Origin of the sequence: Mesorhizobium sp. M7A.F.Ca.CA.002.09.1.1 (assembly GCF_003998555.1) — a bacterium.
GTDB classification, from domain to species: domain Bacteria; phylum Pseudomonadota; class Alphaproteobacteria; order Rhizobiales; family Rhizobiaceae; genus Mesorhizobium; species Mesorhizobium ciceri.
The window spans coordinates 1-442 of the sequence record NZ_RZRR01001619.1; the positions used below are offsets into that span (position 1 = coordinate 1).

Below are 442 nucleotides of genomic sequence, written 5' to 3' on the forward strand. Positions count from 1 at the left end.
CTTTCCGACGAGGAGCGCGCGCGCCTCGACGCGGTCAGCCGGCCGCCCTTGCTCTATCCCTACTGGCACCAGCAGCTGACGGCAAAGGACCGCTTTGGTGCCGCCGATCTGGTGATTGACCGAAGCGGCATCTGATCGGCAAATCGATGGCGATAGGTATCGCCGCCGCAATGATGGGCATGGCCCCATCATTGCGGCGCGCATCTTGCAAGCCTGGCCATCATCGACGCACTATCGCTTCAGCTGTTGTGTTTGACGGCTAATGCTCCTAGGCAGGACCAGAGCCGCGAGGCAGTGAAAAAGGAGCCGATATGGCGCGACCACCAAACTACGATCAGGAACGCAAGGAACGCGACCGCCAGAAGGCGGCCAAGAAGGCCGAGAAGCTGGCAGCCAAGGTTGCAGCGAGGGAACGTTCGAAGCCCGAAGACGAGACTGAAGC

At 61.3% G+C, this 442-nt stretch carries 1 pseudogene; it reads left to right on the forward strand.

Annotation, left to right across the window (positions count from 1 at the left end):
- Window positions 1-135 (forward strand): annotated as a pseudogene (locus EN994_RS36630) (aldo/keto reductase); the annotation flags it as partial.
- Between the last annotated feature and the right edge of the window lie 307 nt (window positions 136-442).